The organism is Rhizobium pantanalense (assembly GCF_030182525.1).
In the GTDB taxonomy this organism is placed as follows: domain Bacteria; phylum Pseudomonadota; class Alphaproteobacteria; order Rhizobiales; family Rhizobiaceae; genus Rhizobium.
In genome coordinates, this window is record NZ_JAQJCH010000013.1 from 68739 (window position 1) to 88899 (window position 20161).

At 59.7% G+C, this 20161-nt stretch carries 13 protein-coding genes; 7 read left to right on the top strand and 6 right to left on the bottom strand.

All coding sequences use genetic code 11. The features are described 5' to 3' along the window. Window positions 1-23: 23 nt before the first annotated feature. The gene (locus tag PH558_RS28385; protein WP_285207866.1) at window positions 24-4001 is read right to left on the bottom strand and encodes an amino acid adenylation domain-containing protein; all 3978 of its coding nucleotides are present in this window, start codon (window positions 3999-4001) and stop codon (window positions 24-26) included. Window positions 4002-4326: 325 nt separating this feature from the next. On the opposite strand from PH558_RS28385, the gene PH558_RS28390 reads away from it, so the two are divergent. The 6 genes from PH558_RS28390 (at window position 4327) to PH558_RS28415 (ending at window position 11965) form a co-directional block, all read left to right on the top strand. Further along, a complete protein-coding gene (locus PH558_RS28390) occupies window positions 4327-5478 on the top strand; it encodes a GNAT family N-acetyltransferase (protein ID WP_285207867.1) in 1152 nt (383 codons plus the stop codon). After that, window positions 5478-6848, top strand: coding sequence for an MATE family efflux transporter (locus PH558_RS28395; RefSeq protein ID WP_285207868.1), 1371 nt, complete (start codon window positions 5478-5480; stop codon window positions 6846-6848). The genes PH558_RS28390 and PH558_RS28395 overlap by 1 nt, the downstream gene beginning before the upstream one ends. Before the next feature lie 15 nt (window positions 6849-6863). Beyond that, window positions 6864-8045, top strand: coding sequence for a PLP-dependent transferase (locus PH558_RS28400; protein ID WP_113407330.1), 1182 nt, complete (start codon window positions 6864-6866; stop codon window positions 8043-8045). A 106-nt stretch (window positions 8046-8151) separates the two neighbouring features. Beyond that, window positions 8152-9396, top strand: a complete 1245-nt coding sequence (gene lysA / locus PH558_RS28405) for a diaminopimelate decarboxylase (protein ID WP_285207869.1) — start codon at window positions 8152-8154, stop codon at window positions 9394-9396. A gap of 98 nt (window positions 9397-9494) precedes the next feature. Further along, complete coding sequence (locus tag PH558_RS28410) at window positions 9495-10976, top strand: cytochrome P450 (RefSeq protein WP_285207870.1); 1482 nt, start codon at window positions 9495-9497, stop codon at window positions 10974-10976. Then, on the top strand, window positions 10973-11965 hold the full coding sequence (locus PH558_RS28415; protein WP_285207871.1) for a lysophospholipid acyltransferase family protein: 993 nt from the start codon (window positions 10973-10975) through the stop codon (window positions 11963-11965). The genes PH558_RS28410 and PH558_RS28415 overlap by 4 nt, the downstream gene beginning before the upstream one ends. A 135-nt stretch (window positions 11966-12100) precedes the next feature. On the opposite strand, the gene PH558_RS28420 is transcribed toward PH558_RS28415, so the two are convergent. Continuing rightward, window positions 12101-13234, bottom strand: a complete 1134-nt coding sequence (locus PH558_RS28420) for a mannitol dehydrogenase family protein (protein ID WP_285207872.1) — start codon at window positions 13232-13234, stop codon at window positions 12101-12103. A gap of 466 nt (window positions 13235-13700) precedes the next feature. On the opposite strand from PH558_RS28420, the gene fba reads away from it, so the two are divergent. Next, a complete protein-coding gene (gene fba / locus PH558_RS28425; RefSeq protein WP_285207873.1) occupies window positions 13701-14765 on the top strand; it encodes a class II fructose-bisphosphate aldolase in 1065 nt (354 codons plus the stop codon). A 9-nt stretch (window positions 14766-14774) separates the two neighbouring features. Here the strand turns inward: fba and PH558_RS28430 are convergent, their stop codons facing one another. From PH558_RS28430 to PH558_RS28445, 4 genes are all read right to left on the bottom strand, one after another. Then, entirely contained in the window at window positions 14775-16517 is a 1743-nt protein-coding gene (locus PH558_RS28430) for a glycerol-3-phosphate dehydrogenase/oxidase (RefSeq protein WP_113407335.1), read from the bottom strand. A 59-nt stretch (window positions 16518-16576) separates the two neighbouring features. Further along, window positions 16577-18106: an FGGY-family carbohydrate kinase gene (locus tag PH558_RS28435; RefSeq protein ID WP_285207874.1), complete on the bottom strand. Its 1530-nt coding sequence runs from the start codon at window positions 18104-18106 to the stop codon at window positions 16577-16579. 53 nt (window positions 18107-18159) lie between these two features. Continuing rightward, the gene (locus tag PH558_RS28440) at window positions 18160-18915 is read right to left on the bottom strand and encodes a DeoR/GlpR family DNA-binding transcription regulator (protein WP_350223831.1); all 756 of its coding nucleotides are present in this window, start codon (window positions 18913-18915) and stop codon (window positions 18160-18162) included. A gap of 269 nt (window positions 18916-19184) precedes the next feature. Continuing rightward, complete coding sequence (locus PH558_RS28445; RefSeq protein WP_069615621.1) at window positions 19185-20132, bottom strand: D-ribose ABC transporter substrate-binding protein; 948 nt, start codon at window positions 20130-20132, stop codon at window positions 19185-19187. Window positions 20133-20161 lie beyond the last annotated feature (29 nt).

The window sequence follows — 20161 nt, forward strand, 5'->3', positions numbered from 1 at the left end:
CCAGAATGATGTCGAAGAGGGGGTTACTTGACGGAGTCTTTGGACAGCGGCGCCGGCGCAAAGGCATGGTCGAGCCGCCGGGCGAAACGCTGGTGGAAGGGCGTCTTGCCGATGATCGTCAAATGGTTGGTGCCGGTGACGATCTCGGATGCCGTGGCATTCGGTGAATAGCGTCGCCAGTCGATGACGTTGAGGGCGCGCGTGAGAGAATCCTCGGCCGCAAAGGCATGGATGCGGAAATCGGATTGCTCCAGGCGGTAGTTTCGGAAGATCATCGCATTGTCGATGAGAATCCAAAACGTATGCTCTTCCGAGCCGATATCGGGACCATCCGTCGGCAGTTTGACGTTATGCTTGACGACATGGTGGAGGAACTGTTCGTAAACCTCCTCGTTCATGGCGGCAAATAGCCTCTTCCAGTCCTCGCGCATCGGCGTAGTGGCAAGCCAGCTCTGCACGGCGGCATGAGTGCGATCGCGGATGCCTTCCTCGAAGCGCGGCATGATGCCGACGGTAAATTCCTCGTCCATGTCGCAGACATCGACCATGCCGATCATGCGCAGATCGATATCGTTGCCGAGCTGTCGGGCGGCCTCATAGGCGAGCAGCCCGCCCCACGACCAGCCGAGGAAGGCGCAAGGCCGGCCATTGGCCTTTTTGCGTACCGCTTCGGCGTAGCGCGCCGTGATATCTTCGACGCGGGTACTCAGCGTCTTGGTTTCTGTCAGCGAATAGCAGATGAAGCCGGTCGCCGGCTGTTCCGGGCCGAGATAGTCGACAAGCCGCATATATTCGCGTGTGCTGACGAGAAGGCCCGGGAAGCAATAGAGCACCGGCCGGTCGCCGTTGCGGCGAAGATAGACGACGTCAACACCGGTCTCGTCGCGGTTGCCGTCGATGGCGAGCGCAAGATCGCGCACTGTTGGATGGTTGAACATATCGGCGATCGACAGCGGCCATTCGGGATGGCGCATCTTGAGGCGCGAGACGATGCGCACGGCCATCAGAGACTGTCCGCCAATATCGAAGAAATTCTCCGTGACACCGATATCGCCAATGTCGAGGATGTCTTTCCAGACCTCCAGGATTGCTTTTTCCTTGTCATTAGCCGGTAGCGCCATTTCGCGTTCGATACGCGGGGCGGGCAGTGCGGCGCGATCCAGCTTGCTGTTCGGCCCCATCGGCAGCCTGTCGATCAGCATGATGGTCTGTGGCACCATGTAATCGGGCAGGGCCGTCATGGCGGTCCGGCGCAGCTCCGTTACACTGAGGCTTTCACCCTCGCGCGGCACCACATAGGCGACGAGCGAGCTGCGACCGCCGTCATTGTGCAGGAGGATGACCGCCTCGGCGACACGCTGATCGGAGCGCAGCACGGCTTCGATTTCGCCAGGCTCGATGCGGAAGCCGCGCAATTTGATCTGGTGATCGACGCGGCCGGCGAATTCGACGATGCCGTCTTCGCGCCAGCGGCCGAGATCGCCGGACTTGTACAGTCGTCCGCCAGGTGTGAAAGGATCCGGAATGAAGCGATCCGCCGTCAGCTCCGGCTGGCCGAGATAGCCGCGTGCCAGGCCGCTGCCGCCGATATAGATTTCGCCGATCACGCCGACCGGAACGGGCGCGAGGTCGGCATCGAGCACATAGATGCGCCGATCGCCAACGCCGCGCCCGATCGGCGCGACCGTCCCCTCAAAGCGGGTCCCCGCAGGGATCTTCCAGATCATCGGGGTCATGATCGTTTCGGTCGGGCCATAGCCGTTGATCAGCAGTTGCGCCTTCAGGTTCTCGGTGATCATGTCGAACACCGCCTGCGATAGCGCCTCGCCGCCGAAGGAATAGAGCCGTAGCCGCGGGATTTCGGTGTTCTCGCCGGCATATTCCGCAAGGCCGCGGACATAGCTCGTCGGAAGGCTGGCATTGTTGACACCGTGCCGCTTCATGGCCGCAAAGGCATCTTCGGGCGTGGCAAGCTTGTCCTGCGTCAGCACCACACCGCCGCCTGCCATCAGCGGCACCATCCAGCGCTCATGGCCGCCGTCCGAGGTGAAGGGCAGTACCGGATATTCGCAGGACTCCTCGCTCATTTCATAAATGCGCAGAGTCGCCTTGCAATGATGCGCAAGCGGACCGTGCTCAACTGCCACTCCCTTCGGCACGCCCGTCGAGCCCGACGTGTAGATCACATAGGCAAGCTGTTGTGGGGCAATGATCGTTGCCGGCGCGTCGGCGCTCTCCGTGGACAGGTCGATAACATCGAGATTGAGGTAGGGTGTCGCGATATCGCTCGGCAGGTTGGCGATGTGCTTTGCTCGGGAAATGACGAGCGAGAGGCCTGGAGCGGTCAGGATGTGGCGATTGCGGGCCTCAGGATGATCCGGCTCCACCGGTGTGAATGCGCCGCCGGCCTTCAGCACGGCAAGAATGGCGATGATCGCGTCGATCGATTTTTCAAGGGCGATAGCCACGCGCTTTTCCGGGCCGATCCCCATCGCGATCAGCCGATGAGCCAGCCGGTTGGCGGCAGCTTCGAGTTCCCCATGCGTCACGGATTTCTCGCCCTGTGCGACGGCAAAGGCGTTCGGCCGCCTTTTCGCCTGCGCGGAGATGACCTCGTGGATCGGCGTGCCGTCGTCGGGCTCCGGCGCGTCGGGGTAGGGTGCGGAAAGCCTGTCCAGCTCTTCCGGTGATACGAAGGGAATCTGTTTGACCTGCGTACCAGGATTGGCATTCAACTGCGCGAGCGCGATGGCAAGATCGTCGGCGAAGCGTATGATCTGCTTTCCATCATGCTTCTGCGGGTCGAAGCCGATGCCGATACGCAATTTGCCGACGGATGTCGGGGAAACGGTAACGACCAGATCGGCATCACGGCGCGCCGGCGGTTCGATGGGGCTGCGCAGCGCGACTTCGTTCGAGGTTGCTTGCAGGAGACGTAGGGGCGGACGCACATCGAGGAGCGTCTTGACGAGGCCGGTAGTGTCGAAGGATTCGTCTCGTCTTATCAACGCATCGGCAAGGGCCTCGAAGGACAGGAATTGCCGAGTTATGGTCTCGATTTCCTTGACGAATGTATCGCGAACGTCCTTGAGCGTCATGGCACCGTGGAGTTCCGGCGTCAGGATCAAAACGTCCTCACTGCGGGCGGCAATTCTTTGCCTTTCCGGACGCGTGACCAGGCCGATCCTTTGAGTGCCGTATCCGGTATGGCGCCGCAGGGCGATCCCGAGGGCGGCAAGCATGTCGCCGGAGGCGTCAACGAATGACTGTACCGGCACTTCAAGCATATGCTCGAACCAAACCTCGTCGACCGTGTTCTTTCCCGCCGATGTCTGCGGCGCGAGTGACGCAATGTTCTCCTGAGCCGTCAGCCGCTGGAACCAGAAGTCGACCAGTTCCGGTGCCGCATGGCGTGGTGCACCATTGGTGATCATCCACGAAGCGGCGTCGGGCAGCACCGTCTCTGCGATATCCACCGCGTCATGACCGCCGATGTTGCGAAGGAAATCCGTCGCAAGCAGGTCGAGCGTAGCAGCGTCGGCAAGGATGGCGTGGAGGGAGAATAGGGCGCCCAGCGCCCGCCCCTCTTGCGTCAGGAGGATGAAGCGGGCCGGATTACCATCGGTAAGGTCGATCTGACGGGCCTGTTCCGCTGTGGCAGCCGCGGTCAGCGCCTCGTCCAGGTTTTCGCCTGCAGTCAACGTCGTCTCGATGATCTCAACGAAACGGTCGTTCCTGAGGATCTGCTGGACGGCGCCGCCTGCCCGTGCCTCGAATTCCGAGGTGATGAGGGGATGTTGCCGAGAAAGTTTTGATAGGCCCTCGCGCGCGAGGTTCAGGGAGATCGAAGGGAAGACGATCCCGAGTATTTGTCGCCCGTAGACGACTTCGTTACCCGTCTCCGACAGGAGCCAGATACGTGACTGTGCTGGCGATAGCGAGCATTTGGCGAGGTAATCCGTATCGTTTGCTGCCTTGGCGTTCCGATCATGGACAGTCATTTCTTCGCCATTCTCCCTGAATGTACTGAAATACTTATCTAATCAATCGAAATACAATAAAGTATTCATCTCAATATCTATTGTAGATATTAAGTTTAATCGATTGATATCTCTGACTTCTGGCGTCGATAAACTCGGATACTCCGAAAATTACATCGATGTAGCTGCATGACGAACGGTGTTTTGGAAAATTCAGGAGATTTTCAAAAAATATTTCCGGAAAATATTTTGAATTTTTGCCGATGCCGTTCGTCACCGCAGAATTAGCGCTGTGCTTGGCCTGCCGATCTCAGCCGGCGCGTTTCTGAAGATATGGAGATGAAATATGGATGCATCCCTGGCGATCAGGAGCGATAGGGCGGCGGAGAGATCCTTTGATCTGCGCCTGCCGGCTTCGGGTTTTGAGAGTAGTGCGCTTGCCTGCGGCCAGCCTCTCATCATATTGGCAGGGCCTGTGCCGGGAAGTTTCCGCGTCGAGCATCACGGAGTGAAGGTGGCCTCAGGTCATCTATCGGGGCCGGCCACCAATCTTCTGGTCTTCGATACAATCTCGACGGCGGTTCCGCCGCTTTCTGGCGAGGATATCGTCAACGCCGTGTCGGAAGCCATTCTGGTATGCAATCCGCATTTGATTTGCTTCGAGATCACGCTTGCGGATGATGATCTTGCAAAGCGACTGCTGGAGACCGGCGCGATTGAACGTAGCGGCGAGCGCCTCATCGTGCGGCCGGAATCCTTCTTCCAGCAGGCAAGGTCCTGGTTCGGAAGTGCCCCCACGACCTATCCGGAATTGCCGATCCTGACGAATGGTGCCCTTCATCCGCAGCGGCCTCCGAAGCCTACCGGCCGCGTCTACAGCCGTTTCATTCCCTGGCTGAATACGCAGCTTGGCTTCCATGTCGCCGATATCGAGGCCGATCTTCCGCATTTCCATCGCTGGATGAACGATCCGAGGGTTGCCGCCATATGGGAAGACAGCGGCGATCTTTCCTATCATCGTGATTTCATCGGAGGCCGCCTTGCCGATCCGCGCACTCTGCCGCTAATCGGAACCTTTGGCGGTGTGCCCTTCGGTTACTTCGAACTCTATTGGGCGAAGGAAGACAGGATCGGACCGCATTACGACGCCGACGGCTACGATCGCGGCTGGCATGTGGCGATCGGTGAGGATGATTTCCGCGGAAAAGCCTTCGTCAGCGCCTGGCTGCCATCGCTGATGCACTACATGTTCCTGGCCGATCCGCGCACGCGACGTATCGTCGGCGAGCCGATCCATCATCACACCCAGCAGATCCGCAATCTCGATCGTTCCGGCTTCGCCAAGGTCAAGCATATTCAGTTCCCGCACAAAAAGGCGCTGCTGGTCATGCTTCTGCGCGAGCGCTTCTTCATGGATCGGCTGCTGCTGCCGGATCTCACCGGCTTATCCACAGAGGATGGGCAGCCTGTCCTTGGCTCCCTGGCGCGAGGCGCCTGATGAAAACAGCCGTCGATATGAACGATCCGCGCGTCAAGCGGCTCGTTCTGGCGGTCGCGCTTCCGGCCGTGGCAGGACTGGCCGCCAGTGCCGGCCATCATGCGATCAACGCGATCTTCCTGGGAACGCTCGGCCCGGACGTGCTGGCAGGCATCAGTCTGATCATGCCGCTGTTTCTGCTTGTCTCGGCTGCCGGTCAGGGGCTCGGTATCGGGCTTGCGACGCTGCTCGCTCGCTACCTCGGCGAAGGGGATGTCAAAGCCGCGGCATCGGTCGCAACGACAGCGCTCGCGGCTACGATCCCGCTCGGTATCCTCTTGTCGATCCTGATCTATCTCGGCCTGCCGGATTTTGTCGGCGCACTTGGCGCCAGCGACAATCTCCTCGCCCCTGGGCTCGATTATGGGCGGCTGCTTGCTTTCGGGGTGACGCTCGGGCTTTTGCAGGCTATCTGCGATTTCATCGCGATTGCCGAGGGCAATTCACGCTTCTCGATGACCGTGTTGATCGCGAGCTTCGCCTTGAACGCGGTTCTCGACCCCGTCTTCATCTTTCTCTTCAAGCTCGGTGCGTCCGGCGCGGCACTGGCGACCATTGTGTCGTCCCTTGCAGCCCTTGCATGCTATGCCGTCTACTTCCTGCGCCGACGGGGAGCGGTGAGCGTGACCGGCGGGGTGATGTGCTGGCAACTGCTTTGGCCGATCGCGCGGATCGGCCTTCCCGCTGCCGCAACAAGCATTGTCACCGGCCTCGGCTTTCTGGTCTTGATGCGGGAGGCCGCGGTCCATGGCGGCGATACCGGCGTCGCCGCAACGGCGATTGCCATCCGGCTGATGACTTTGGGACAGCTTCCGTTGTTCGGTTTTTGCCTCGGCGCCCAGAGCGTCGTCAGTCATGCCTTTGGTGCCGGCGATGCCGAGCGCCTGAAAGCCGTGATCCGCTTCATGCTTGCTGTGACGATACCGGTCGCATTTCTCTATTCCCTCTTGCTGTTCCTGGCTGCCGAGCCGATCGCACGCCTGTTCACGGATAACCAGGAGGTCGTGGATGAGGCAATCGCCTGGCTGCGGTCCCTCTTTCCGATCTTTCCGCTTGCAGCGTTTCAATCCGTCCTGCTCGTCATGCTGCAATCGCGGGGCCGGGCCGGCCTGTCCGCGCTCGTGGGGCTTGCACCGCAGGGCTATCTGCTGATCCCGCTTCTGCTCCTGCTACCGCTTTGGATGGGCTTTGCCGGCATCTCTGCTGCTGCCGCTGCCGCAGCCATTCTCGCTGCTGTCCTCGGCGGCTTTGTCGGATGGAGGGAATGGCTCGCCATTCTGCCGGCCGACACACCGGGCCGCCTTGTTGGCCAATCGACACTTCACTCCTGACCCAAGAGGAACGCCATGAACGAGACGCCAAGATTCGACGCCTACCGCGACGCCATTCCAGATGCGCTGATGCCGCCGCGCGACGATCCGTTCGACGCGGCCGTGCCGCCGATCTACCAGACATCGCTCTTCCTGTTTGATAGCTACAAGGAGCTGGAGGACGTCTTCGCCGGCCGCTCGAAGAAGCCGATCTATTCGCGCGGCGATAATCCGACCGTGCGGCTTCTGGAGCGCAAGATCGCCGAAATGGAGGGCGCGGAAGAGGCGCGTGCCTTTTCGAGCGGCATGGGCGCAATTGCTGCTGCAGTTCTCGCCTTCGTCGGACCCGGCGATCGTATCGTCACCGTCCGGCACGTCTATAGCGATGCCTTTCGCTTCTTCGAAAAAGTCCTGAAGCGCTTTGGTATCATCATCGACTATATCGACGGCACAGATACAGGGGCCATGCTTGCTGCACTTCCCGGCGCCAAGCTCGCCTATCTCGAAAACCCGACCTCCATGGTCTTCGAGTTGCAGGATCTGACTGCGATCGCCGAGGCCGCTCGCCGCCATGGCGTGGTAACGATGGTCGACAATTCCTGGGCAACGCCGCTCTTTCAGAAGCCTCTCTCCGTCGGTATCGATATCGTCATCCACGCCGCCTCGAAATATCTCGGCGGCCAGAGCGACACGGTGGCAGGTCTGGTCACCGGCTCGAAGGCGCACATCGACCGGATCAACAGCGAAATCTATCCCTATACGGGTGCGAAGCTCGCGCCGTTTGAGGCATGGCTCGTGCTGCGTAATCTGGAGACACTGCCATTCCGCATGCGGCATCATCATGAAGCCGGGTTTGAAGTGGCGTCCTGGCTCGATGCCCATGCGGATGTGACCAACGTCATGCATCCGGCACTCGGCGATCATGCCGGAAAGCGCACCTTCAGTGGCTTTGGCGGGCTGTTTTCCTTCGAGGTTTCGGACCGCATCGATGTGGCCGATTTCGTCGATGCGTTGCGCCTCATTCGCATCGGGGTGAGCTGGGGCGGACCGGAAAGCTTGGTGGTGCCGGCAAAGGCTGCTCTCAGCATCTCGCCGGAGACGAATGTCTTTGCGCGCTTCGGCGTCAGCGACCGCACGATCCGCCTGAACGTCGGGCTGCATTCAGCCAAGGAAGTCATTGCCGATCTCGATCAAGCACTTGCAGCCGCCAAACGCTAGCCGGCCGCAGTACCGTTACATCAAGAAAGGGGTGGAGTGACACGGTTGCTCCGCCCATACTATTATCATCGTTGATGCATTCCCGCCCTGACCCGATCGAGACAAGATGACCATCCCTTCCAATGAAACGCTGAGCGCGCTTGCCGCCGAATATGGAACGCCGCTCTGGATCTATGATGCCACTGCGATCCGCCGCCGCATCGCGCAACTCTCCACCTTCGACGTCATTCGCTATGCGCAGAAGGCCTGTTCGAACATTCATATTCTGAAAGAGATGCGCAAAGCGGGCGTGCGGGTCGATGCCGTCTCGCTCGGCGAGATCGAGCGGGCGATGCGGGCGGGCTATTCTGCCGGCACTGTATCGGAAGATGCTGAGATCGTCTTCACCGCCGACGTTTTCGATCGGCCGACGTTGGAGCGTGTCATTGCCGACAAGATCGAGGTGAATATCGGTTCCATCGACATGCTGCATCAATTGGGTGAGCGCTCACCGGGCCATAGAGTTTGGCTGCGCATCAATCCCGGTTTCGGGCATGGCCATAGCAAGAAGACCAACACCGGCGGAGAAACCAGCAAGCACGGAATCTGGTTCGAGCAATTGCAGGAGGCGGTGGCGCTGACGCGGCAATATTCGCTGAAGCTCGTCGGGTTGCACATGCATATCGGTTCCGGCGTCGATTATGGGCACCTACAGCGCGTCTGCGGTGCGATGATCGGATTCTGCCGCGCGCTGGATGTCGATATCGAGGCCATCTCGGCCGGCGGCGGTCTGTCTGTGCCGTACAGGAAAGGTGAAGAAGAGATCGACCCTGCTCATTACTTTTCGCTCTGGGATAAGGCCCGGCGCGAGATCGAGGCGCATTTTGGCCATCCAATCCGGCTGGAGATCGAACCGGGGCGCTTCCTGACCGCCGATTCCGGCGTATTGCTTGCCGAAGTCAGGGCCGTCAAGATGATGGGCCGCAACCGCTTCGTGCTCGTCGATGCCGGCTTCAGCGATCTTGCCAGACCGGTCATGTATGGCAGTTATCACCATATCTCGGTCATTCCAGGCAAGGCGCCTCGCAGTGCTGCTGGAACAATCTTCCCCACCGTTGTCGCAGGCCCGCTCTGCGAATCGGGCGATGTCTTCACGCAGACTGATAACGGCACGGTGGAAACGCGCGATTTGCCCGAAGCCCATGTCGGCGACTATCTCGTGTTTCATGGTGCCGGCGCTTACGGCGCGACGATGTCATCGAACTACAACAGCCGTCTCTATGCGCCGGAAGTCCTGATCGACGGCGAGACCCACCGCTTGATCCGCCGCCGCCAGACACTCGATGAGCTGTTCATACTGGAAGCCATCTAGCCGGAACCGATTTCAAAGCAAAGAAGGAGCCTCTTCTTCGGCCGAGTGGGGGCTTTTCTGCGGTTGTGAAATGAATATAGTGACCACGACCGTGCGTCGTGGCGCTCGGCCGCTCTCACATCGTTACCGGCCGCAAGGCGCGAAAGTTCTGCACCGCTATGCTGGCCTGGCTCGATCAGAAAACCGAAATCGTCGAACACGCCGATCAATCGTCGCAATATTTCGAGCCGGCCCACGCCGCCTACTATAGCGGGAAGCCCGGCCAGCCGCTGAAGCTCATGCTGCAGGCGCGCAGCGACTTTTTGTCGATCTGGCGTCGCGCGGATTATCGCGAGCATGTGGCAGAATTCAAGCTTCTGGGCAGGCAACTCGTCATTGTCAATTCGCCGGAAGCGATCCGCTATGTAGTGGCCAAGCGCCACGAGAATTTTGAGCGCAAGACGCCGCAGATGCGTCGCGCGCTGGAATATCTTTTGGGCGACGGCCTGTTCATTTCCGATAAGGAAACCTGGAAGCAGCGCCGGCCGCTGGTCTCCGATATCGTGCATAAGAACCGCGTGCCGGCCTTTGGCGCAATCATGCAAAGTACCGCAAGCGAGCTTGCCGACCGCTGGCAAAGCTTGGGCGAGGGCGCGGAGGTCAACGCCTTGTTCGAGATGGCCGGGCTGACGGCGGAGATCATTTCCCGCAGCGTCTTCGGCAATGATCTCGGCCAGGAAAGCGCCAATGTGGTGACCGAAGGCTTTGCGAGCTACCAGTCGTTGGTCGATTCCGTCAATTTCGGTTATTTTCTCGGTTTCGATGAGGGGCTGCCGATCATCAGGACGCCGAGCTTGAGCCGGTCGGTGAAACGCATTCATCGGATCATCGATCAGGTGATTGAAGATCATCTGGCCGGCAAGGGGGACAACAGTTCAATGGTCGAGTTGCTGATCCGGCGGCAGCAGCGCAATCCTGAGCTGAAGCTCGATGTCGTAGCGCTCCGCAACGAGGCCGCCACCATCTTCATGGCCGGCCACGAAACCACCGCGGCGACCCTGACCTGGGCCTGGTATCTGCTCGCGGGTGCGCCCTGGGTGGAGGAGGCGGTCCATGCGGAAATCGAGGCTGTCTGCGGCGATCGGATCCCCTCGATCGATGATGTTGCAAAGCTCGACTGGTGCCGTGCGGTCGTCGAAGAGACGTTGCGCCTCTATCCCCCGGTGCCGATCCTGGCACGCCAGGCCGCCGAGCCGGATCAGATCGGCGACGTGAAGGTACGCAAGGCAACGCTAGTTCTGATCGTGCCATGGATACTGCACCGCACGGATTCGCTCTTCCCCGAGCCGCACCGCTTTTATCCAGAGCGTTTCCTCAGCGAGGCACGGCCGGCGCCCTACAGCTATATTCCCTTCGCCGCCGGCCCACGCGTATGCCCCGGTCTGCAATTCGGCCTCACCGAGGCGATCCTCTGTCTGGCGATCCTCGCCCAGCGTTTTCGCGTTCGGATCAGGGATGGGCATAGGGTCCAGCCCCAATGCCGCCTGACATTGCGTCCGCGTGACGGCATGCCCGTGACACTGCATAGGCGCCGGGGATGACCACCGAGACCGATAAAGAAGTCACCACCGGCAAGCGCAAGGCGTGGACCTATGAGCCGCCGAAAGCTCCGCCCCTTGTCGATTTCGCCGCTGGCGGCGACCGGCGCAAGGCATTTCTGCGCTATTGGCTTTACGAGAATATCGACAACGCCATAGATCTCTTCCTCTATTTTGCCTTCATGCTATTGCCCGCGAGCGTCTGCTCCGACCTTGGCGGTTGGCTCGGGCGCATGCTGGCACCGCGCTTCCACAAGGGTGCTTACGCGCGCGCTGCAGCCAATCTCAAGATGATAAGGCCCGAGCTCAGTGAAGCAGAGCTTGAGAAGCTTTTGAAGGCCTATGCCGATTCTCAAGGGCGGCAGATGGCGGAATATTCAGTCGTGCCGAGACTGGCACGGCGGCATGTCCGCATGATTGGCACCGAAGGGCTGGTCGAGCGTTGCAGCAAAGGGCCGGTGATCTTCATAGCGCCCCATATCAGTAACTGGGAGGTACTCTGGCATTGCCTTCTCGACATGGGACTCGACGTCACCATGAATTACGACCCGCCCAAACGCCGCTCACGCCACTATATCGTCAACCGGCTACGGAAAGGCGCTGGCCTCGGCATTCTGAAACCCGGCCGCAGCTTCGTGCGCCCGGCCCTGAGAATCCTGGAGAACGGCGGCAATCTGCTGATGTTCTGTGACGAGGGCTTCAACGGGCATATCCGGGCGCCGTTCTTCGGAAGGCCAGCCCATCTCGCAGGGAATTATGCGCTCGTCGCCCGCATGGCGCGGAGGACGAAGGCCTTGATATGTCCACTCTACATCGTTCGTGAGAAGGGAGCGGATTTCACGCTCCGAGTAATGGAGCCGTTCGTATGGCTCGAAGCAGCGGAAACGCAGGGTCAGCTCATCGAGGATGTAAACCGTTTGAACCAGATGATCGAACCGATTGTGCGCAAATACCCGGAGCAGTGGTACTTTGTAGACAACCGATTGCAATGAATGTCACTGACAGAGAGCAATCGACCCACTGAGTCGATTACCCGTCGAACGGTCTCTCAAGTAAGATGGCGCGTCTGCGTGGACGGGCAATTTGTTGTCCAGATTAATTGGGATGCTTTGCCTCAACGGACGTCGTCATGTAGCCCCAGCCAAAGGATAGCGCTTCGCTATCTGCCGCAGTACAGGCATGCCTGAGTCGCTACCCGCCTTATCTGCCCAATTCAGAAAAGCATGGATGCGGCGTGCGACCTTTTCGGGGTGGTGCTGGCTGATGTCGGCGATGCGATGGTCCAGGAAGGGATTGAGGAAGCGGTCGAGTGTCGTGGCGACATAGGCCTTCGCCTCGTCGCCCATGCCGTTTTCGGCAAAGCCGGGCAGCACTTCGCTTTCGTAGAGAGTATCGAGCCTGGCCCTTATGTCTTTGTCGGTCAGTATGGCGCGCACTGTTTCGTCCGCCGGACGACTTTCGCGTTGCCAGATTTCGGCAAGGAATGTGTGGCCGAGATTGAGGATATGCAGTTTCAGGCGCTCATAAGGGGCGAGATCGTCAGTCAGCACGATGCTTGGGTGATGACATGGTGCGCGAACACCCGGCGCGCGCTTGATCGCCCATAGGGCATAGGGTTCCGCAACGGCGCCGATCGGTTCGATCGGCTCGGAAACGATGCGATCGACCAGGGTCTCGGCGAAGGCGGCATGGTCGTCGAGCCAGGTATAGAATTCAGCCGGCACATCGTTGAGCCGGGCGCAGTCGATGACCGTCTGTTTCAGAACGCAGCCGTTGCCTGTCATCAGTTCGCAAGGAAGGATGACCAAGGGGCGACCGGAGGCCTGCCAGCGTCTGACCAGGAGCGCGGCAAGCTTGGCGGGGAAAGATCGCGGAACCTGGCCGTTTGTGACGAAGCGGTCTTCCTTCGGCCATGTCTTGTAACCGGTTTCGCCGGTGTTGGAGATGACGAATTCGGCATCCTCGGTAAAGAGCCTTGACAGCTCCTTCCAGTGTTCGACTGCAGAGAGACCGCGATCGACGCTCATGACCTGGACGGTACGATCGACGGGAAGCCCATCAGACATGCCGCGTATGATGACGGGATAACCAGTCGGATTGCCGAAGGCAGCGACGCGCCCGCTGCGGCTGCTGGCGCCTGAGACCTGAACGACGGCAATGGGGCCGGCATCCTGGCCGGATTGTCGTGCCTCGTGCACGAAGAATGCCGCATGCGCCTGCAAGAACCGGCTGGTGCCGAACTGGATGATCCGCGAGCTCACGCCACTTTCCTCCCATACTCGATGTTGATGAATAGGATCGTCTGGCTGAGGCAACATGCAACCTTCATACATCCGTCCAGTTCTGTTTTTTATCCATAGAAAACAGCGAAACCTTGGGCAGTCAATGTTTTTATGGAAGTGAATGCAGGTTGGGATGCAGCAGCAGTTCGAGGGGCGCGGACTCGATCGCATTCTTCGGTTGCTTATCCAAGGCGCCGTTATGCCTCGCTGCTGGCGTTAAATTGACGATGGGTTGGGAGCCGCGGCGCCGTCGGATCTGTCCCGCAAATACAGCGATCTCTGCCCCACGTTCTCAACTGAGTTCCTTTTTGTAAAACTAAGAAAATCTCATAAAAACTGTGATTTTGTCATATTCTGCTGTTATATATACGTGTGAAGATGCCTTGCTGCAGATGGCATCATCCACGCGATCTTAGCCGCCCATCATGACCCCGGGAAGAGTTGAATGGCACGTATCACCTTAAGGCAATTGCTCGATCACGCCGCTGAAAACGGCTACGGCGTTCCGGCTTTCAATATCAACAATATGGAACAGGCGCTCGCCATCATGGAAGCGGCCGATGCGGTCAACGCGCCCGTGATCATGCAGGCGTCGAGGGGTGCCAGGGCTTATGCCAACGACATCATGCTGAAGCATATGATGGACGCAGTCATCGAAATCTATCCGCATATTCCCGTCTGCGTGCATCTGGATCATGGCAATGATACCTCGAGCTGCATGACGGCGATCCAGGCCGGCTTCACCTCGGTCATGATGGATGGATCTCTGAAGGCGGATGCCAAGACGCCGGCAGATTGGGACTACAATGTCGGCGTGACCAAGACGGTGGCCGACATGGCGCATCTTGGCGGTATTTCCGTCGAGGGCGAGCTTGGCGTGCTCGGGTCGCTGGAAACCGGCATGGGCGAGGCTGAGGACGGTCATGGGGCGGAAGGCAAGCTGTCTCATGATCAGTTGCTTACCGACCCGGACGAGGCGGTGAAATTCGTGCGCGAGACCAAGGTGGACGCACTGGCGATCGCCATGGGCACTTCGCATGGTGCCTATAAGTTCACCCGCAAACCGGATGGCTCGGTGCTTGCGATGAGCGTGATCGAGGAGATCCATCGCAAGCTGCCTAATACCCACCTTGTCATGCATGGCTCCTCCTCGGTGCCTGAGGAATTGCAGGAGATCATCAACAAATATGGCGGCCAGATGAAGCCCACCTGGGGCGTGCCGGTCGAAGAGATCCAGCGCGGCATCAAGAATGGCGTGCGCAAGATCAACATCGATACCGATGGCCGCATGGCGATGACGGGTCAGATCCGCCGCGTGCTGCAGGAGGATCCGAGCGAGTTCGATCCCCGTAAATATATGAAGCCCGCCATGGCGGCGCTCACAAAGCTCTGCAAGGAGCGCTTCGAGCAGTTCGGCACGGCCGGTCACGCTTTGCGCATCCAGCCGCTTTCCGTTGCCGAAATGGCCAGGCGTTACAAGTCCGGTTCGCTCGACCCGGTTTTCTCCTGAGTTAGATGATCAGCGTGCGGCCGGGCTTGCCGCGCGGCGCACGCTTTCTTCGCTCAGCGTCTGGCCGTGGAATTTCGATAGCGATACAACGACATCGTCGATCTCCTTGGCCAGTCGCTGAGCATCCCACTGCAGGGCTGCTGCGGCGATTGCGCCGATTTCCCGTAAACCCTGGATCGTCAGCAGGCCCTCGATCGCCATAGTCGTACGCCGGAAGACGATGTCGGAGAGATGCACGACCATCTCCTGCCGTGCGATCCAATCGATCTCAAGCGCGCTATAACGCTGCGCGCCACTGATGCGCTGGCTGTCGCTATAGGTTGAAGGATAGGCGAGGATTGCCGCTGCCGTCGTACCGTATCGGCCGAGCAGCTCATCCGCTCTGCTGGCCTCGACGCCAGCCTTTGCCGCGACGGACTTGATCCACCTCGCACGCTCGTTGGCGTCTACCGGGAAATCTCGGCCGCCGCCGATCGCAAGCCGCTCCGTGGACGTCTTGCGGCGGATTTGAAGGCGAGCCAGCACGGTATCGGAAACCTCTTCGGCAAAGCCGCGGAATGTGGTCCATTTGCCGCCGACCAGCGAGATAATCGGGAAGGGGCGTCCTGCCTGCGGTTCGAAGACGGGGGCGGAGTGATCGCGGCTGATCAGGCCCGGCGAGGAGGCGTCCGAGGCGGGCAGGGGACGGATGCCGCTATAGCTGTAGGTCACCTGATCGCGGTCGAAGCGCAGGCTCGGAAGGAGCGACCTGACGCTGTCGAGAAAATAGTCGATCTCCGGCTCTTCGCAGCGAACATTGTCTGGATCGTCGCAAGGGATATCGGTCGATCCCACAAGCGCCTGGCCGAGATAGCCGTAGACCAGGCAAATGCGGCCGTCATCGGCTTCGAAATAGATCATATGGCCGTTCAGGCTGCGCACCAGTTCCGGATGATCGAGCAGGATATGGGATCCCTTGGTGCCGCCGATCAGATGGGTCGGTGCACCGAGAGCAGCGTTGACGTGATCGATCCATGGGCCGGCAGCATTGACTACGAGCTTCGGCTTGACCGAAAAGGCATAGCCATCCGCACGCTGGAAGGTCAGCAGGCCATCGGCAGCGGAAACCAGCCGGGTCGAATTTGCCGCCAAGGAAGCCTTGTTCGCCTCCAATCCGTCATTGACCAGTTCATAGACCAGCCGTTCCGGCCGGCTGATCTTGGCATCGTAATAGATACCGCCGGCGACGATCTCAGGCGTGACATGCGGCATTTCCTTCAGCGCCCGACGCTTCAAAAGGAACCGGTGGCGCGGCATGACGCGGTTGCGCGAGCCGAAGAAGTCATAGAGCGCAAGCCCGATCTTGATAAGCAAGGCGCCGCGGCTGCGCGGGGCGGTGGTCGAACCCGTCAGCGTACGCAGGGCCGCCCAGATGCCGCGTGTCCATGAGAAGATCGGCACGAAAGTCGGCAGTGCTTCGACGCAATGCGGCGCGTTCTTGAGCAGAAGGTTTCGTTCAAGCGCCGATTGCGCGACCAGACCGAATTCGCCTGTTTCCAGATATTTCAGGCCACCATGGATCAGCCTGGATGGCGCAGCACTCGTTCCCGAGCCGAAATCTGATTTATCGACGATCAGGCAATTGATGCCCTGCAGCGACAGATCGCGAAACAGCCCCGCGCCATTGACGCCTGCGCCGAGGATGACAACATCGACATCTCCGTCTTGAAGCTGCGGGAAGCGTTGTTTCAGATCGGCGGTCCTATCGGTCATAACATCATTGTCCTGGTGAACTGCCGCGACAGAGCCTTCTCGCGCGGCGCAATTTTGGTTTAGCCTTGGGAGTGCTGGGTTGCGAGATTGCCGATCCGCGGCCAGAGCGGCGTCATTGCTTCGGCGATGTCGCGGAAGAGGTCGTAGCGGATGCGGTAATCTGCGGTGCGGGCTGAATCCGGATGATAGGTTCTGGCGATCTTGTCGACATCGCGCGGATCGCTTTGCGGGCCGGCATAGGCGCCAATCCCGGCACCGGCGCAAAGTGCGGCTCCCCAGGCGGCGGCTTCGTCGGTTTCGGTGACGGTGACGGGCATACCGAGCACGTCGGCAAACATCTGCACGACGATTGGATTGCGCGAGACACCGCCTGCCAGCCTTGCCTGATCGAAGGAAAAACCATCGCTTAGGGCATCGACGTGAATCTTATGGTTGAAGGCGATGCCTTCGAGGACGGCGCGCAGCATATCGCCGCGATCATGCCACCCGCCAAGCCCGAAAAAGCTGGCGCTTGCCTCAGCGCCATAGGGTGAGCCGAAGAGATAGGGGTGGAACAGCGCGCTCGATGGCCGGTTGAACGCCGCTTGGATCTCGGGGCCGAGCACGGCATGGATCGACTTGCCCGCTGCTTCCGCGCTTGCAATTTCTCTGGCGCAGAGCTTGTCGAGGAACCATTCGTAGTTCGCCGACGACGCCGGCGAGATCGACATGTTGTTCCATTGGCCTGGTGCAATTGCATTGCGGCAGAACCAGCGGCCGTCGACGCTCGGTTCCGACGAGAGCGTCTCGTTGATCGAATAGGTGCCGGCGATGACGGCGACGACACCGGACGCATAGCCGCCGGCCCCAAGGGCTGAGGCGGTCACGTCGTGCAGACCGGCAACGACGGGCGTGTCTTCGGCAAGGCCGGTTCGCTTTGCGACGGCTTCTGTCACGTATCCTACGATTTCGTCGGATCGCGAGACAGGCGGTAAGGCACCCGTCACCTCCGCAATGCCGAAAAGCTCCAGGGCATCCGCAGAATAATCCTGCGTCGAAACATCGGTGAAGGAGGTGCTTGCTTCGGTACGGTCGGTACCGGCAATGCCAGTCAGGCAGAAGCGCAGCCAGTCCTTGCAGCTCAAAATGTGACCGATTTCAGAAAAGCGTTCGGGCTCATTGGCCTTGATCCAGGCAAGGAGCGCCGATGGGGCCGAGACATGCGGCAATTGGCCGGTCAGCTTCAAAGACGCTTGGGCAACAGGGGGCTTCAGCCATTGTTCGACGATCGATCCGGCGCGGCTGTCGAGCGAGAGAATGGCACGTCCGAGCGGCTCTTTTGCCTTGTCGAGCAGATAGATGCCGTCGCCGTGTGCAGTTGCGGCAATCGCCTGGATGTCGCTTGCCGGGCGGTTGCTGAGCTTGATCGCCTCGGCAATGGCGTCGGCCGTCTGGTTCCAGAGTTCGTCCATGTCCCGCTCGACATGGCGTGCCTTCGGCATGAACTGGGTCACCCGACGGCGCGCAACGGCAAGCGGCGTTCCGTCAATGTCGAAGATGACGGCTTTGGTGACCGTCAAACCGCTGTCAATTCCGAGCAGACTCGGCATTCCCGTGACTCCTGATCATGAACGAAAAGGGGTGGCCGTTGCCGGCTTCAGCCTCAGGATCGTTCCTTGTCGCCCTTGGCGACGACCACGTTGATATTCTTGTTGCGCATACGCTCCAGATGGGCGGCGGGTGTCTTCTCGTCGACGATGACGACATCGAATTCGCTCAGATGCGCGAAACTATGCAGCGCCCGCCGTTCGAACTTCGTATGGTCCATCAGCAAGATGCGCTTGGCGGCGCTGTCGAACATCGCGCGCTTGATATCGACGATCTCGGGTGACTGATGGAAAACGACATCGTCGATGATGGCCGACATTGAGATGAAGGTGACATCGGCCCGTAAGCGATTGATTTCGTTGATCGTCATCCGCCCCATGAAGGCGTTGCACCAGTTATAATATTGCCCGCCCAGCGCCAGAAGCGTCACGTCGTGCATGTCCTTCAGCGCATTCATCAGCGTTAGCGAATTGGTGATCGCCGTCAGAGGAACCTTGGCCGGCAGCTGCGAAGCCATCTGCAGGACGGTGGTGGAATCGTCGAGGAAAATTGCCTGGCCTGGCTCGATGAACTGCATGGCAGCCGCGGCGATCATCTTCTTTTCGCTCGCCTGTCGGTTGGCGCGATAGACGTCGCTCGATTCGATCAGGCTGGTGGCTGCGGCCGATACGATGCCACGCGTCTTGCGGAACAGGCCGCGGCTGACCAGCTCATCGACATCGCGATGTGCCGTCATCAGGCTGATGCCGAAGCGTTCGGTCAGATCCTCGATGCGCATAGAACCTTCCGCCATCACGGCTTCGGCGATCATCTGGCGCCTGGCGATCTGGCGCGAATGCCGGCTGTCGCTCGGCAGCTCGTCTTGCAGGAATGATACGGGGCTTGTCTTGTCTGTCACTTTGGCCTCTGACATTGAGCCTTGCGGAGATTAGCTTGCTGCGGCGAACGTTACACTATGGAAAAAAGTATAAATAACACTTCGCTATCAGGATTTCCGAAAGTTCTGTCTTATGTGCAGCCAGGGTGCCGCCCACTGCGGTCAAGAAATGGGGACGCCGGTTTGCGGCGCCCCCGATATCATTACTCGGACAGAACGAAGGGTGCCGTGTACTTATCGACATTATCCTTGGTGATCAGGATGCAATCGAAAAGCTGCTTTTCGCTCTTGGCACCGGTCTTGCCGGTCTTGATGAAGCTGTCGGCTTGCTTGACGGCTTCTTCGGAGAAGACGGCAACGGGCTGCAGGACGGTGTACTGAAGCTCACCGGCTTTGATGGCGGCAACAGCATCCGGCGAGCCGTCGAAGCCGCCGACCTTGACGTTGGCGAGCTTGCCGGCTTCCTTGAGAGCGGCGATCGCGCCAAGCGCCATTTCGTCATTGCCGGAGATCACGCCGGTGATGTCCGGGTGCGCCTGCAGGATCGACTGCATCTTGTTGTGGCCCTGGGTGCGGTCCCAGTTGGCAACTTCCTTCGCAACCTTCTTCAGGTCGGGATACTGGGTCAGAACGGTTTCGTAGCCGTTCGAGCGCGTAGCGGCATTGTTGTCGGAAGGCGAGCCGAAGAGTTCGGCATAATTGCCCTTGTCGCCAACGGCTTCGACCCACTGCTGAGCGCCGATCGCCGCACCTTGGGCGTTGTTGGAAACGAGCTGAGCCTTGGCAAGGCCTTCCTGGTTGATTTCAGCGTTGACGAGGAAAACCGGGATGCCGGCTGCAACGGCCTTCTTGACTGCACCGACCGAGCCATCAGCATTGGCCGGATCGAGGATGATGGCGACCGACTTGTTGGTGATCGCCGTATCGATCAGATTGCTCTCGGTGTTGGTATCGCCCTTATGCGCACCGACCGTGGCCGTATAACCGAGTTTCTCGGCGGTTGCCTTGGCGATATTCCCTTCCGTCAGCCAATAGGGGTTGGACGGATCGTTGACGATGACGGTGATCTGACCGGCGGCCCATGCGGCCCCAGTCAGAAGCGGTGCCACAGCAACTGCTGCCATGACGATGCGCAAGCCTTTTTTGAACATTAGTCTCTCTCCCTTTGATGAGCTCTGGT